11 protein-coding genes are annotated in these 14,071 nt (G+C 62.4%); 6 read left to right on the top strand and 5 right to left on the bottom strand.

What is annotated here, in order from left to right:
* Nucleotides 1-79 precede the first annotated feature (79 nt).
* From PSFL_RS20110 to PSFL_RS20125, 4 genes are all read right to left on the bottom strand, one after another.
* Complete coding sequence (locus tag PSFL_RS20110; RefSeq protein ID WP_397470461.1) at nucleotides 80-1,747, bottom strand: protein kinase; 1,668 nt, start codon at nucleotides 1,745-1,747, stop codon at nucleotides 80-82.
* Entirely contained in the window at nucleotides 1,747-2,958 is a 1,212-nt protein-coding gene (locus tag PSFL_RS20115) for a NarK/NasA family nitrate transporter (RefSeq protein WP_057960340.1), read from the bottom strand. Before PSFL_RS20115 ends, PSFL_RS20110 begins: the two co-directional genes overlap by 1 nt.
* A 247-nt stretch (nucleotides 2,959-3,205) precedes the next feature.
* A complete protein-coding gene (locus tag PSFL_RS20120; RefSeq protein WP_057439520.1) occupies nucleotides 3,206-3,781 on the bottom strand; it encodes an ANTAR domain-containing response regulator in 576 nt (191 codons plus the stop codon).
* A gap of 13 nt (nucleotides 3,782-3,794) precedes the next feature.
* The gene (locus PSFL_RS20125) at nucleotides 3,795-5,021 is read right to left on the bottom strand and encodes a CmpA/NrtA family ABC transporter substrate-binding protein (protein WP_057439519.1); all 1,227 of its coding nucleotides are present in this window, start codon (nucleotides 5,019-5,021) and stop codon (nucleotides 3,795-3,797) included.
* A gap of 246 nt (nucleotides 5,022-5,267) precedes the next feature.
* On the opposite strand from PSFL_RS20125, the gene PSFL_RS20130 reads away from it, so the two are divergent.
* The 4 genes from PSFL_RS20130 to PSFL_RS20145 all read left to right on the top strand — a co-directional run bounded on the left by PSFL_RS20130 (nucleotide 5,268) and on the right by PSFL_RS20145 (nucleotide 8,355).
* Entirely contained in the window at nucleotides 5,268-6,137 is an 870-nt protein-coding gene (locus PSFL_RS20130) for a secretin N-terminal domain-containing protein (protein WP_397470413.1), read from the top strand.
* A gap of 194 nt (nucleotides 6,138-6,331) precedes the next feature.
* The gene (locus tag PSFL_RS20135) at nucleotides 6,332-6,754 is read left to right on the top strand and encodes a winged helix-turn-helix domain-containing protein (protein ID WP_081044293.1); all 423 of its coding nucleotides are present in this window, start codon (nucleotides 6,332-6,334) and stop codon (nucleotides 6,752-6,754) included.
* A complete protein-coding gene (locus PSFL_RS20140) occupies nucleotides 6,751-7,215 on the top strand; it encodes a transglycosylase SLT domain-containing protein (RefSeq protein ID WP_186625680.1) in 465 nt (154 codons plus the stop codon). Before PSFL_RS20135 ends, PSFL_RS20140 begins: the two co-directional genes overlap by 4 nt.
* A gap of 90 nt (nucleotides 7,216-7,305) precedes the next feature.
* Nucleotides 7,306-8,355 (top strand): quinone-dependent dihydroorotate dehydrogenase, encoded by a 1,050-nt coding sequence (locus PSFL_RS20145; protein ID WP_057960337.1) that lies wholly within the window; start codon nucleotides 7,306-7,308, stop codon nucleotides 8,353-8,355.
* 142 nt (nucleotides 8,356-8,497) lie between these two features.
* Here PSFL_RS20145 and rmf read toward each other — a convergent pair whose 3' ends face one another.
* Nucleotides 8,498-8,713, bottom strand: coding sequence for a ribosome modulation factor (gene rmf, locus PSFL_RS20150; RefSeq protein WP_002553055.1), 216 nt, complete (start codon nucleotides 8,711-8,713; stop codon nucleotides 8,498-8,500).
* A gap of 534 nt (nucleotides 8,714-9,247) precedes the next feature.
* Between rmf and rlmKL the strand changes: the two genes are divergently transcribed.
* Together rlmKL and PSFL_RS20160 are read left to right on the top strand one after the other, a co-directional pair.
* The gene (rlmKL, locus tag PSFL_RS20155; protein WP_057439518.1) at nucleotides 9,248-11,518 is read left to right on the top strand and encodes a bifunctional 23S rRNA (guanine(2069)-N(7))-methyltransferase RlmK/23S rRNA (guanine(2445)-N(2))-methyltransferase RlmL; all 2,271 of its coding nucleotides are present in this window, start codon (nucleotides 9,248-9,250) and stop codon (nucleotides 11,516-11,518) included.
* Between the two features lie 135 nt (nucleotides 11,519-11,653).
* Nucleotides 11,654-14,053, top strand: coding sequence for a GGDEF domain-containing protein (locus PSFL_RS20160; protein WP_169960525.1), 2,400 nt, complete (start codon nucleotides 11,654-11,656; stop codon nucleotides 14,051-14,053).
* Nucleotides 14,054-14,071 lie beyond the last annotated feature (18 nt).

Raw genomic sequence — 14,071 nt, forward strand, 5'->3', positions numbered from 1 at the left:
TACTGGGGTTTTAGTGGATGCTCCAAGGCCTTTACGCACCATTTGAAGGCGGGATGCCCACAACTGGCGCACCTGCCTCCTATAGGGATAACAGATACAGCAACAGCAGATTGATCAGCAACGACACCAACGCCAGGGTTTGCCAGACCTTCAGCGGCTCGCGCTCCAGCAGTGGCCGCGGGCGCAGGCTCAGTTCGCGGCGGTCGGCCTGTTCCAGCACCAGCAGCCATTCCTCGGCGGTTTCGTAACGTTGGGCCGCTTGTGCCGCCACCGAGCGTTCCAGGCTCTGCTGCAACCAGTCGGGCAGGTCGGGTCGATAACGGCTGGCACTGACTGGTGTGTTGAAGCGCGGCCGCTGGAACGCTTCGATTTCACCGTAGGGATAATGCCCGGTCAGCAGGTAATACAGGCTCACGCCGACGCTGTACAAATCCTGCTGCGGTGTCGGACGTTCGCCGCTGAAGGCTTCGGGGGCGATAAAGCTGGGGGTGCCCGGCAACAGGTGAGCGCGGTCTTCGGATAACCCGGGGCAATAGGCCAGGCCAAAATCCAGCACCCGCAGCTCGCCGTCCTCCCCCAGCAGCAGGTTTTCCGGCTTGATGTCACGGTGCAGGATTTGCCGGCGATGCAGCATGCCCACCGCCCGCAGCAAGCGCTCGGCGATGGACTGCCATTGCGCCAGCGGCAAGGGGCCTTGCTGCTGGAACAGTTCGGCCAGGGTCTGCCCGCTGTATTCACGCATCACATAGTACAAATGCTGACGCCCGCTGCCCGGATGGACTTCAGGAAATGCCCGTCCCGCCACCCGGCGCAAAAACCATTCTTCCGCGAGCAGGGCCTGGGCCGCATCGTTGTCATCGTCGCGACCCGGGGCCAGGGTTTTCAGCAGCCAGGCTTGCTGCTGGGTATCACGTACCCGATACAGCAACGACTGCCGACTGTGCGCCAGCACGCACTCCACCTGCCAGCCTTCAAAGGCTTGCCCGGCCTTCAACGGCGGCGGCAGTGGCCACTGCTGCAACTGCACCAGCGCATCACCCAGGGTCGCGGCGCCAAGCTGGTCGATGCGCACCAGCAGGGCGCTGGCATTGTCCTGGCTACCCGCCAGGTGCGACGCATTGACCAGGGTGTTCACGGCCAGATCCAGGTCGGCCTGTTCGCGCAGGATCGCGCGGATGCTGTGATCGGCCAGGGTCGCCCATACCCCATCGCTGAGCAGCAGGAAGCACTCGCCCTGGCGCAGTTCACCGTCGAGAAAATCCACCACCAGGTGCTGGTCCAGGCCCAGGGCGCGCTTGAGCACATGCTGCATGCCCGGTTGCTCCCAGACATGTTCTTCAGTGATGCGCTGCAACTCGCCCGCGAACCAGCGATACACCCGGCAGTCACCGACATGGGCCAAGGTAAAACGCTGGCCGCGAAACACCAGGGCGCTGAGGGTGGTCAGCAACGGCTGGCCGCCGCCATTGGCCTGCAGCCAGCGATTTTGTGCGAGCAACAGGCGGTCCAGGGCCTGGGCCACGCCCCAGGTTTGCGGCGTGGCGTAGTAGTCCAGGGCCAGGGCCTGCAAAGTCGAGCGCGCGGCCAGGCCGCCGTCGGCGCATTGGCTGACACCATCGGCGATGGCACACAGATAGCCCTTGCTCGCGGCCAGCTCCGGGGCCGGGGTGACCAGGCGCAGGGCGTCCTGGTTTTCCGCGCGCGGCCCAATGGCGCTGGCCTGGGCCACGCTCAGTTGCAGGCTCATCAGACCCGCGCTGCGGTGACGGCAGCCGAACCCCAGGTGGTCCTCCAACGCCGCTTCACGCCATACAGGCCGAACCACGCCAGCACGCCCAGGCTGGCGAACAGCCACAACGCCAACTGATAGCTGCCGGTGCTTTGCTTGATTGCACCCATACCCGCCGCCAGGGCGAAACCGCCGATACCGCCGGCCATGCCGATCAACCCGGTCATCACGCCGATCTCCCGGCGAAAGCGCTGGGGCACCAACTGGAAGACCGCGCCGTTACCGGCCCCCAGGCCGAGCATGGTGCATACGAACAGGGCCAGTGCAGCGTAGGAACTCGGTAGGTTGAAGCCCACTGCCGCGATGCACACCACCGCCACGCCGTACATGCCCAGCAGGGTGCGGATCCCGCCGAAGCGGTCGGCCAGGGCGCCGCCCAGGGGCCGCATCAGGCTGCCGCCGAACACACAGGCTGCGGTGTAGTAGCCGGCAGTGACCGGGCTCAAGCCATATTGGTCGTTGAAGTAGCCGGGCAGGGCGCTGGCCAGGCCGATAAAGCCACCGAAGGTCACGCTGTAGAAGAACATGAACCACCAACTGTCGCGGTCGCCCAGGGCCTTGAAGTAGTCGGCCATGGATTTGGCTTTCGGTCGCTCAGGGGCATTGCGCGCCAGCCAGGCGAATACGATCAAGGTCAGGACCAGCGGGATCAAGGCAAAGCCAAACACGTTGCTCCAACCAAAGGCGGCGGCGATCAGCGGCGCCAGCAGTGCGGCGAACACCGTGCCGGAATTGCCCGCCCCGGCGATGCCCATGGCCTTGCCCTGGTGTTCGGCGGGGTACCACTGGGAGGCCAACGGCAGGGCCACGGCAAACGAGGCCCCGGCCATGCCGAGAAACAGCCCCAGCAGCAGCGCCTGTTCATAGCTGTGGATCCCCAGTTTCCAGGCACAGAACAGCGCCACAATCACGATCACCTGGCCGATCAGGCCGGCGGTCTTGGGCGACAACTTGTCTGCCAGCATGCCCATCAAGAAGCGCAGGATCGCGCCCGCCAGGATCGGTGTGGCAACCATCAGCCCGCGTTGCTGGGTGGTCAGTTGCAGGTCGGCGGCGATCTGCACCGCCAGCGGGCCCAATAGATACCAGACCATGAAACTCAGGTCGAAATACAGGAACGCGGCAAACAAGGTCGGGGTGTGCCCGGATTTCCAGAAGCTTGATTTCATCACGCACCTCAGATTGGGGATCTTGTAGAAGGCCTGGTGATGGAACGGCCAGCGAAGGCCGCCCCACCCAAACGAAAAAACGCCGCCACCGGGTTCGCCTGGGCAAACCGGATGTGCGACGTCTTTGTCGTGGAGGGGCAACCGCCGTTGGCTACCTGAGGTGTTTGGTTTGCAAGTCTTGCGCCAATCGTGACACTGCCATCGCGGGCAAGCCCGTTTCCACAGTGGGCGAGGGTAGTTGTGTGTCTCAGCCTAACAATTCACTCATGGCAATAATCTGCTCGGCCACCTGGATCAACTTCTGCTGGCGGCTCATGGCTTGGCGGCGCATCAGGGTGTAGGCCTGTTCTTCATTACAGTCCTTCATTTTCATCAGCAAACCCTTGGCCAGCTCGATGCGCTTGCGTTCCGCCAGTTGCTGGTCGCGGGCCTGCAGCTGCGCACGCAGGGCCTGATCGCTCTCGAAGCGTGCCATGGCCACATCGAGGATCGGCTGCAGGCGCTGGGCCTGGATGCCCTCGACGATGTAGGCACTGACCCCGGACTTGATCGCCTGGCGCATCACGTTGGGGTCATGTTCGTCGGTAAACATCACGATGGGGCGGGGCTGGTCACGGCTGACCAGCACCACTTGCTCCATCACATCGCGGCCGGGTGACTCGGTATCGATCAGAATCACATCCGGGCGCACTGTTTCGACGCGCGCCGGCAGGTCGATGGTCAGGCCGGACTCGTCGATCACCTCAAAACCGGCCTCGGTCAGTGCACTTTTAAGGCGCCCGACTTTGCGTGGGGTGTCATTGATCAGCAGGATTCGCAACATGGGTGGCCTCCCATCAGCGCAAGGCGTGGCGGACGACATCGTCGGCCAGGGCATGCAGGCGGAAGCTACGGGCGTAGGCGGCAGGGTCCGAGCCATCCCAGACCTTGCCGTCGATCAATTGGCTGCTGCGCATGTCCGCGCCCCAGGCTGCCACACCCACTGCCGTCGCGGCCTGGCGGTAGAGGTCCAGTTGCTGCACCTGCCGGGCAACGGCGAGGTAGTCAGGGTCGTCACGCAGCAGGCCCCAGCGGCGGAACTGGGTCATGAACCACATGCCGTCGGACAGGTACGGCAGGTTGACCTCGCCACCGCCATGGAAGCGCAACGCGTGCACGTCTTGCCAGTGGTTGCCCAGGCCATCGTCATAAGCCCCCAGCAGGCGCGGTTCGATGCAGTCGAGTGGGGCGTCCAGATATTCCCTGGCGCTGAGCAGTTGCGCGGTGGAGCGGCGGTTCTCCAGGCTGTCGTCGATAAAACGGCTGGCCTCCAGGATCGCCATTACCAGCACGCGGGCGGTGTTGGGGTATTGCTCGACAAACGCCTGGGTGCAGCCCAGGACTTTTTCCGGGTGATCCGGCCAGATCGCCTGGCTGGTGGCCAGGGTAAAGCCCTGGTTCTGCTGCACCGCGCTGGCGCACCAGGGTTCGCCCACACACAGGCCGTCAATCCGCCCGGCCTGCAAGTGCGCGACCATCTGCGGCGGCGGCACCACCACACTCTCGACATCGCGCAGCGGATGAATGCCTTGGCTGGCCAGCCAGTAATACAACCACATGGCGTGGGTGCCGGTGGGAAACGTCTGGGCGAAGGTGAGTTTTGTCCGGCTTTGGTGCACCTTGCGCGCCAGTGCCTCAGGACTGGTCAAGCCCTGGTGCTGCAGGCCCTGGGACAGGTTGATGCCCTGGCCGTTCTGGTTCAGGCCCATCAGCACCGCCATGTCGGTTGGCGCCACGCCGCCGATGCCCAGGTGCACCGCATAGATCAGGCCATACAGGCTGTGGGCGGCGTCCAGTTCGCCGCTGACCAGCTTGTCGCGCAGGCCGGCCCAGGATGACTGGCGCTTGAGGTTCAGCGTCAGCCCGTACGGCTGGGCAAACCCTTGGGTCGCCGCGACCACCAGCGAGGCGCAATCGCTCAAGGCCATGAAGCCCAGGTCGAGGCTGCTCTTTTCCGGGGCATCGCTGCCGTTGACCCAGGCCAGGGGGTTATTGGCCTGGCTGTTGCCCACCTGATCACTCATCAACACCTACCTTCTGTGTGAAAAAAGGCGTCGTTCCGTAGGGCGGCTTGCAAGCCTCCTGCAGGTAACGACGCCTTTGTCCTTGAGCCCGTTCCGTCGTTGGTGCGGGCCGCGATACACAAGACAAAGCAAGGCACATGCCACGGCGCAGGGCGAGCCGTGGTTGATCAGGTTTTCATCAAGATTGCATTGCGCGGGCCTTTCACTATGGCGCTCCTTCGGGCAACACCCTTCAGGAAACCCCACGTGCTTCTTGATCAATCTATCGCAGCGACCTGCGCTGCCTTTTTGCAGCGCTGGCTGCTGGGCGGGCTGTTGATGCTCACTGCCCTGCCAGCCGTGGGCGCGACCTACCTGGCGTTGGATGAAAGCCTTTCGGGCTTCTTCACCCGGCTTGCGGTGCCCTTGGGGCAGCCCATCGTGGTCAGCAAGCGGGCGGCGGGCAAGCGCATCACCGGGCAATTTGATTTTGCCGACGCGCAAGCGGTCCTCGAGACGGTGGCGTTGCAGCACGAATTGATCTGGTACAGCGACGGCCAGGTGCTACATCTCTACGACGCCAGCGAGGCCAAGAGTTCCGGGGTGATTCTGCGGCACATGAGCGTCGACAGATTGCGTGTGGTCATGCGGCGCGCGGGGCTCGACGAGGCGCGCTACCCGCTGCGCAAGGCCGGTGCGCGATTGTTTTATGTGTCCGGGCCCGCCAATTATGTCGATCACGTATTGCGCCTGGCCCAACTGATGGACCGCCAACGCCCGGCACGGCGCCAGGCGTTGCCGGAAGTCGGTGTCGTGCAGGTGCTGAATCATGACGTGGCAGACCACCAGTACGACATGGGGCTGCAAAAAATCACCGTGCCCGGCATGGCAACGCTGGTCGAGCGTCGGCTTGCCGAGCTTGGGCGCAAGGCCGGCACTGGCGCAGCGGTAATCGCCTACCCACAGGTCAACAGCCTGTTGATCAAGGGAAGCGCGCAGCAGTTGCGGTTTATCAAAGAACTGGTGGCTGAACTGGATATACCCACGCCTCCCGTGATGGGTTCTGTTTCGACCCCCCTGAGCTCTGATCAATACGAGCGCGTCCGGCGTGCATTTGCTCGTATCGCCGAGCAATGAAAGCAGGCATTACCCATGGCGAACGGGGGCTGTTGACCTCGAAAGTTCCTACGAAACACTCCCGGAAAACTTCGAAGCACAGGGTTTTTTCCTAACGTGCAATTGGCTGCGGGTTTCTATAGTCGCGATATCTCCAGGCGGTGCGATATCAATATTCAAGGCGCCGCGTATGTCAGACAGGAACAGAGGTTTGCATGGTTGCTGCAGTTGAGGGCTTGGTCAGGGGCTCCCTCGCCTTTGGTCATTGGAAGTTGCAGGGTGATGGCCGGCTGACCGCCGAAGGTCGCGACATTCAGTTACCCCCCAAGGAATGTCATGTGTTGCGCTTGTTGCTGGCCACGCCCGGCGTATTGGTGACCAAGGACTACCTGCTGGAGCAGGTCTGGCCCCATATCGACATCGCCGAAGAGTCCCTGACCCGTTGTATCTACTCATTGCGCAAGCAATTGGAGGGCGACAGGCGGTTGATCGCGACAGTGTATGGCCGCGGTTATCGCTTCAATGGCCGGGTAAGGGTGCTCGAGCGGCCTGGCCAGGCAGCGCAAGGTGCGGGTGCTCCACGGCGTGCTTGCCCGGCCTGTGGCTGGTACGCCGAAGCGGCTGTCGAGCAGGCATGAAACGAGCCTGCAGGCTGGGGCTGCTGTTACTTATCCTGGGCAAGGCGAGTGAGGCCAGGGCTTATTGTTGGGCTGAGGCCGCCCGCCAATACGATATTGAGCCGGAGTTACTGCAAGCCATTGCCGCCGTGGAGTCCGGCTATCGCGCCGAGGCCATGAACTACAGCAATAACAATGGCAGCCGTGACATCGGCCTGATGCAGATCAACAGCATTCATCTGCCGCGCCTGCTCAAGCAGGGGATTACCGAGCAGCGTCTGTTGGATGAGCCGTGCCTGTCGGTGGAGGTGGGGGCGTCGATTCTGGCCGACTTCATCAAGCAGTTTGGTTACAACTGGACCGCCGTGGGCGCCTACAACGTCGGGCCTGGGGCAGGGGGCGAGCGTGATGCGCTGCGCCTGCGTTATGCGCAGAAGATCTGGGCGCGCTACGAAGAGTTGATGCAGCATCGAAGCGGATGATCGACCGGCGGTGTGCCATGCCTCGCACGTACCCGCCACCCCGGCTATAATCGCCGCCACCTTTCGCCGCCATCCGAGTCAAGCCCGCCCATGTATACCCTGGCCCGCCAGCTGTTGTTCAAACTCTCCCCGGAAACTTCCCACGATCTGTCCCTGGACCTGATCGGCGCGGGTGGCCGCCTGGGGCTCAATGGCCTGGTGTGCAAGGCGCCGGCAAAGATGCCGGTCTCGGTGATGGGGCTCGATTTCCCCAACCCGGTGGGCCTGGCAGCTGGCCTGGACAAGAACGGCGCTGCCATCGACGGCTTTGCGCAGTTGGGTTTCGGTTTTGTCGAGATCGGCACCGTCACGCCGCGCCCGCAGCCGGGCAATCCCAAGCCGCGCATTTTCCGCCTGCCGGAGGCCGAGGCGATCATCAATCGCATGGGTTTCAACAACCTGGGCGTCGATCACCTGCTAGCGCGGGTCCAGGCCGCCAAGTACAAGGGCATCCTCGGGATCAATATCGGCAAGAACTTCGACACCCCGGTGGAGCGTGCGGTAGATGACTACCTGCTCTGTCTGGACAAGGTCTACGCCCACGCCAGCTATGTGACCGTCAACGTCAGCTCGCCCAACACCCCGGGCCTGCGCAGCCTGCAGTTTGGCGACTCGCTCAAGCAACTGCTCGAAGCCCTGCGCCAGCGCCAGGAAGACCTGGCGGTACGCCATGGCAAGCGCGTGCCCTTGGCGATCAAGATCGCCCCGGACATGAACGACGAAGAAACCGTGCTGGTGGCCCAGGCCCTGGTGGATGCGGGGATGGATGCGGTGATTGCCACCAACACCACCCTCAGTCGTGCGGGCGTTGAAGGCCTGGCTTTCGGTGACGAGGCGGGTGGGCTTTCCGGCGCGCCGGTGCGTGACCAGAGCACCCATATCGTCAAGGTGCTGGCGGCCGAGTTGGCCGGGCGTTTGCCGATCATCGCCGTGGGCGGTATCACCGAAGGCAAGCACGCCGCCGAGAAAATCGCCGCGGGTGCCAGCCTGGTGCAGTTGTATTCCGGGTTTATCTACAAGGGCCCAGCGTTGATTCGCCAATCGGTGGACGCCATTGCGGCGAGCGGGCTTGCCCCGCGTGGGACTGCAAAGCAGCCCTGAAGCTGCTGCTGCGCAGGGGTTTCAAGCCCATAAAAAAGGGCTCCTCGAAGGAGCCCCTGGGCCGAAGCCCGCCGCCCGGATGGGGCGTGCGTGGTTAAGTTGTTACATTCTTCAAGGTGGTTGTCGGAATTAAGTGCCCTGATTAGCCGACGGCGTGAAGTTCGTTGAGTCTGTGGATCCCCGCAGTGCCGGTCATACCGTCCCAGTTGTCGCCGCGTCCTTCGCGCCAGCCGTTAATCCAGGCTTGGCGTACTGACGGTAGAGTAAATGGGCAAAGCTCACGGGATTTGCCATGAACGCCATACTGATATCCGCGTAAAAATGCTCTTTCCAACGGATCACGCTTAAGTCTTCTCATAGGGTGTTTCCCTCACTTGTTGACTGTCTTGATATCCTTCGGCCTCGTCCGAGGCCGGGCAGAGTTTTTCTGCCGTTGGTGTGGCTCGCTGCCGGCGTGGCGAGCCTCTGTGTCAGCGTCGTTGTGGCGCTAACCTGTGTTGAGTTCTAACCAATAGGTCACATGGTTTCAATGATCGTTTTGTCATAAGCACGTAACGATAACGATGCTATAGCCATAAGCTGGGATGGCTTTTCGCCCCATTTATTGGGCAAAGCCAGCTATGATGTGCCCTGTATAGAGGATGGGTTTAATCCTTTAGTGAGAATACCCGCCGCTTGCAGTCGGTTATTATTCGACGAAGGGTCAGAATATTTCCTTTTGTTGCACAAATTATCTCTCTGCCCTGGCAATCAAGGCCCTGCAGGTCTGGACACCGGGGTGGAACGGCACACATTCGTGCCACGCGAGCGCTCTTCAAGAAAAGCGCTTGATTGAAAACCGAACGCGCGATGCGTCGCCCGTTCACTTATTGCTGAAAAGCCTGGAATCCCCATGTCGGACCGTTACGAACTCTTCCTCACTTGCCCCAAGGGCCTCGAAGGCCTGCTGATCGAGGAAGCCGTCGGGCTTGGCCTTGAAGACGCCCGCGAGCACACCTCGGCTGTGCGCGGCATGGCCGACATGGAAACCGCCTACCGCCTGTGCCTCTGGTCGCGCCTGGCCAACCGTGTACTGCTGGTGCTCAAGCGCTTCCCGATGAAGGATGCCGAAGACCTGTACCACGGGGTGCTGGATATCGAATGGCAAGACCATATGGTCCCTGACGGCACCCTGGCGGTGGAGTTCAGCGGCCACGGTTCGGGCATCGACAACACCCACTTCGGCGCGCTGAAGGTCAAGGATGCGATTGTCGACAAGCTGCGCACCCCGACCGGCGAACGCCCGTCCATCGACAAGATCAACCCCGACCTGCGCATTCACCTGCGCCTGGACCGTGGCGAAGCGATCCTCTCCCTCGACCTGTCCGGCCACAGCCTGCACCAGCGCGGTTACCGCCTGCAGCAGGGCGCGGCACCGTTGAAGGAAAACCTCGCGGCGGCAATTTTGATTCGTGCCGGCTGGCCGCGCATTGCTGCTGAAAACGGCGCGTTGACTGACCCGATGTGCGGCGTCGGTACCTTCCTGGTGGAAGGTGCGATGATCGCCGCCGACATGGCCCCCAACCTTAATCGCGAGCAGTGGGGCTTCACCGCCTGGCTCGGCCACGTGCCGGCCCTGTGGAAAAAACTCCACACCGAGGCCAGCGAGCGTGCGGCCATCGGCATGAACAAGCCGCCACTGTGGATCCGCGGTTACGAAGCCGATCCGCGTCTGATCCAGCCTGCGCGCAACAACATCGAGCGTGCCGGCCTGAGCCACTGGATCAAGATTTACCAAGGCGAAGTTGGCACCTTCGAGCCGCGTCCGGACCAGAACCAGAAAGGCCTGGTGATCTGCAACCCGCCGTATGGCGAGCGCCTGGGTGACGAAGCCAGCCTGTTGTACCTCTACCAGAATCTCGGTGAGCGTCTGCGCCAGGCGTGCATGGGCTGGGAGGCGGCGGTGTTCACCGGCGCCCCTGACCTGGGCAAGCGCATGGGCATTCGTAGCCACAAGCAGTATTCGTTCTGGAACGGCGCCTTGCCGTGCAAGCTGCTGCTGATCAAGGTCAACCCGGATCAGTTCGTCACCGGCGAGCGCCGCACCCCGGAGCAGCGCCAGGCCGAACGTGAGCAGGCCGCTTACGACCAGGCCCCGACCGAGCCGCAAGAGCGCCAGTACAACAAGAACGGTAACCCGATCAAACCTGCGCCTGCACCGGCGCCAGTGGTTGAGCAGGCGCGCTTGAGCGAAGGCGGGCAGATGTTTGCCAACCGCCTGCAAAAGAACCTCAAGCTGCTGGGCAAGTGGGCCAAGCGCGAGGGTGTCGATTGCTACCGCGTGTACGATGCCGATATGCCGGAATACTCCATGGCCATCGACCTGTACCACGATTGGGTGCACGTCCAGGAATACGTGGCACCGAAGTCCATCGACCCGGAAAAAGCCTCGGCGCGCATGTTCGATGCCCTGGCCGCCATTCCCCAGGCGCTGAACATCGACAAGAGCCGTGTGGTGGTCAAGCGCCGCGAGCGTCAGAGCGGCACCAAGCAGTACGAGCGCCAGAGCGCCCAGGGCAAGTTCACCGAAGTCAGCGAAGGCGGGGTGAAACTGCTGGTCAACCTCACTGACTACCTGGACACCGGTCTGTTTCTCGACCACCGCCCGATGCGCATGCGCATCCAGAAAGAAGCTGCCGGCAAGCGCTTCCTCAACCTGTATTGCTACACCGCCACCGCCAGCGTGCACGCGGCCAAGGGCGGCGCGCGCAGCACCACCAGCGTCGACCTGTCGAAAACCTATCTGGACTGGGCGCGCCGCAACCTGTCCCTCAATGGCTTCTCCGACAAGAACCGCCTGGAGCAGGGCGATGTGATGGCATGGCTGGAAGCCAGCCGTGATGAGTTCGATCTGATCTTCATCGACCCGCCGACCTTCTCCAACTCCAAGCGCATGGAAGGTGTGTTCGACGTCCAGCGTGACCACGTGCAATTGCTCGACCTGGCCATGGCCCGCCTGGCGCCGGGCGGGGTGCTGTATTTCTCCAACAACTTCCGCAAGTTCCAGTTGGAAGACAACTTGGGCGAGCGCTATGCCGTCGAGGAAATCAGCGATAAAACCATTGATCCGGATTTTGCCCGTAACCCGAAAATCCATCGTGCCTGGAAAATCACCGCACGCTGATCGACCTTGAAGCCGCAAGCCTGGATTTTTCCGGGCTCGCGGCTTTTTTACGCTGGTCAAAAGAGGGCTCGATGGCTATAACTAACCTCTTAGCCGAAGTAGCGCTCCTGCACGCTGGTGTTTCGAGTTTTGCCTATGCCGTTGCAAGCCGTCCGCCCGAAAATACTGGGATTTATCAGCGAGCAGGCATCCGCTTGGCTGGTGGCATTGGTGGTCTTGCTGGTGGGGGTGGCGCTCACCGCCGTGCTGGCGCTGACCACGGCCGATCGGCATCACCAGCAGGTCCGCCAGCGTTTCCAGTTATTGGTCAACGAGCGCTATAGCCGCCTGGAAGAGCGTTTCGAAGACCAGGAGCAGCGCCTGGGCAGCCTGCAGCGTTTTTTCGTCAACTCCCATGATGTTTCCCGCGAAGATTTCGATGGGTTCGCCCAGCCGTTGCTGTTGCGCGCCCGTGCCTATGCCTGGGCGCCTCGGGTAGCGCGTGATGAGCGCCGGGCGTTCGAACAACAGGTATCACGCCAGCGTGGCGCGCCTTTCTCCATTCGTGAGTTGAATGAAGCCGGGGCGCTGGTACCGGCGCAGGAGCGTGACGAGTACGTGCCGGTGTTGTACAGCCAGACCCAGAGCATCCTCGGCTCGCCCTTGGGGTTTGACCTGCTGGCCCAGCCGTTGCGCCGTTCGACGATCGAGCGGGCGTACCGTTCCGCAACCATTGCCGTATCCCAACCGATGTCGCTGGTGGGGGTGGAGCCGGCGTATACCATGGGCGTGTTGCTGGTAGCACCGGTCACTCGGCCGCCCACCGCGCAAATGCCCTACAACGAACCCTACGGTTTCGTCATGGCGGTGATCAGCATGCGCCAATTGGTAGCCGACGGTTTGCCCAAGCCCGCGCGGGATAACCTGGTGATGCAGATTGTCGACACCTCCGATACTCAACAGCAGCTGCTGTATGAATCGGACAATCCTGTGGGCGATAGCAGCCTGGAGTCGATCCGCCGGCTGACCCTGGGCGATCATGTCTACGCCTTGAGCCTGCGTCCCAGCCAGGTGTTTGTGCAGGCCAATCACTCTTCGACGAGCAGTATCCTGGCCATGGGCAGCTTGCTCAGCCTGTTGCTCAGTGCCTTGCTCTACGTGCTGGTCAGCCAGCGGCAGCGGGCGCTGAGGCTGGTGCAGCAGCGTACGGGGCAATTGCACCAGCGCGAGTATGAGTTGCGTGGTGCCCATGGTCAGTTGCGCAGCGTGCTCAACGCTGCGACCCAGGTGGCGATCATTGCCACGGACTTGCGGGGCGTGATCAGCACGTTCAATGCCGGCGCCGAGAAGATGCTGGGTTATCAGGCCGACCAGGTGCTCGGTCACATGACCCTCGAAAGCCTGCACCTGGCGCCCGAACTGGAAGCCCGTGCGGTGCAGTTGAGTCTGGCGCTGGGCAAACGGATCATGCCCGGCCAGGCGATGCTGGTGGAGGGCAGTGACAGCCTGCATGAGGCCCGGGAGTGGACGTTGGTGCGCCAGGACGGCAGCCAGTTGACCGTGAATATGCTGGCCACGGCACTGCTTGACGAGCATGGCTTGTGGATCGGGCACCTGGCGATCTGCCTGGATGTCACCGAGCAGAAACGCGCCTATGAGGCCCTGGCGGCGCGGGATCGGTTGCTGAAAAAACTCAGTGCCCATGTGCCGGGCGGGATCTTCCAGTTCACCCTCGAACCCAATGACAACTGGCGGTTTATCTACGCCAGCGATGGTATTCGCGATATCTACGAAATCGACCCGGGGTTGCTGCAACAGGATGCCAAGCAAGTCTTCGAGCGTATTCATCCCCAGGACGCAGAGCGCATCCGCGCCTCTATCCGCCTGTCCGCGCTGCAGTTGAGTCAATGGCGCGAAGAATATCGGGTGCAATTGCCGGGCCGGGGCCTGCGTTGGATTCGTGGCGAGGCGACGCCGGAAGAGTTACCCGGTGGCGGTACGCTATGGCATGGCTATGTGTCGGATATCTCCGATCTCAAGCGGGTGGAAGAAGAGTTGCGGGCGCTGTCCATCACCGACTCGTTGACGGGTATCCATAACCGTCGCTACTTCCAGGATCGGCTGAGGGCCGAGATGAGTCGGGTGCGGCGTACGTCGGGGTCGCTGGCGGTGATCATGCTGGATATTGATCACTTCAAGCGCATCAATGACCAGCATGGGCACGCGGCGGGGGATGGTGTGCTGCAGGAGCTGTGCCGGCGTATCAGCCTGCGCCTGCGCCGCAGCGATGTGTTCTGCCGCCTCGGCGGCGAGGAGTTCATGGTGCTGTGTCCCAATACCGATGGTGTCCAGGCCTACAGCCTGGCCGTTGAGTTGTGGGAAGTGCTGCGCAGTACACCAATGGACGGCGTCGGCACGGTGACGGCGAGTTTTGGCGTAGCCAGTTGGCGGGTCGATGAGGGCGTGGATGGCTTGTTGCTGCGCGCGGATTCGGCGGTGTATGCGGCCAAGCAGGCGGGCAGGGATCGGGTCGAGGCGCAGCGGTTGCCTGTCTGAGCACCGTATACCTAATGT

It is taken from the genome of Pseudomonas sp. DD1, assembly GCF_044510355.1.
Taxonomy (GTDB): domain Bacteria; phylum Pseudomonadota; class Gammaproteobacteria; order Pseudomonadales; family Pseudomonadaceae; genus Aquipseudomonas; species Aquipseudomonas shahriarae.

Bases quoted from the DNA above. Each gene is read 5' to 3' on its own strand.
- PSFL_RS20160 (WP_169960525.1), top strand. From the start codon at position 11,654: ATGCCGTTGCAAGCCGTCCGCCCGAAAATACTGGGATTTATCAGCGAG.
- PSFL_RS20120 (WP_057439520.1), bottom strand. From the start codon at position 3,781: ATGTTGCGAATCCTGCTGATCAATGACACCCCACGCAAAGTCGGGCGC.
- rmf (WP_002553055.1), bottom strand. From the start codon at position 8,713: ATGAGAAGACTTAAGCGTGATCCGTTGGAAAGAGCATTTTTACGCGGA.
- PSFL_RS20125 (WP_057439519.1), bottom strand. From the start codon at position 5,021: ATGAGTGATCAGGTGGGCAACAGCCAGGCCAATAACCCCCTGGCCTGG.
- PSFL_RS20115 (WP_057960340.1), bottom strand. From the start codon at position 2,958: ATGAAATCAAGCTTCTGGAAATCCGGGCACACCCCGACCTTGTTTGCC.
- PSFL_RS20145 (WP_057960337.1), top strand. From the start codon at position 7,306: ATGTATACCCTGGCCCGCCAGCTGTTGTTCAAACTCTCCCCGGAAACT.
- PSFL_RS20140 (WP_186625680.1), top strand. From the start codon at position 6,751: ATGAAACGAGCCTGCAGGCTGGGGCTGCTGTTACTTATCCTGGGCAAG.
- PSFL_RS20110 (WP_397470461.1), bottom strand. From the start codon at position 1,747: ATGAGCCTGCAACTGAGCGTGGCCCAGGCCAGCGCCATTGGGCCGCGC.
- PSFL_RS20135 (WP_081044293.1), top strand. From the start codon at position 6,332: ATGGTTGCTGCAGTTGAGGGCTTGGTCAGGGGCTCCCTCGCCTTTGGT.
- rlmKL (WP_057439518.1), top strand. From the start codon at position 9,248: ATGTCGGACCGTTACGAACTCTTCCTCACTTGCCCCAAGGGCCTCGAA.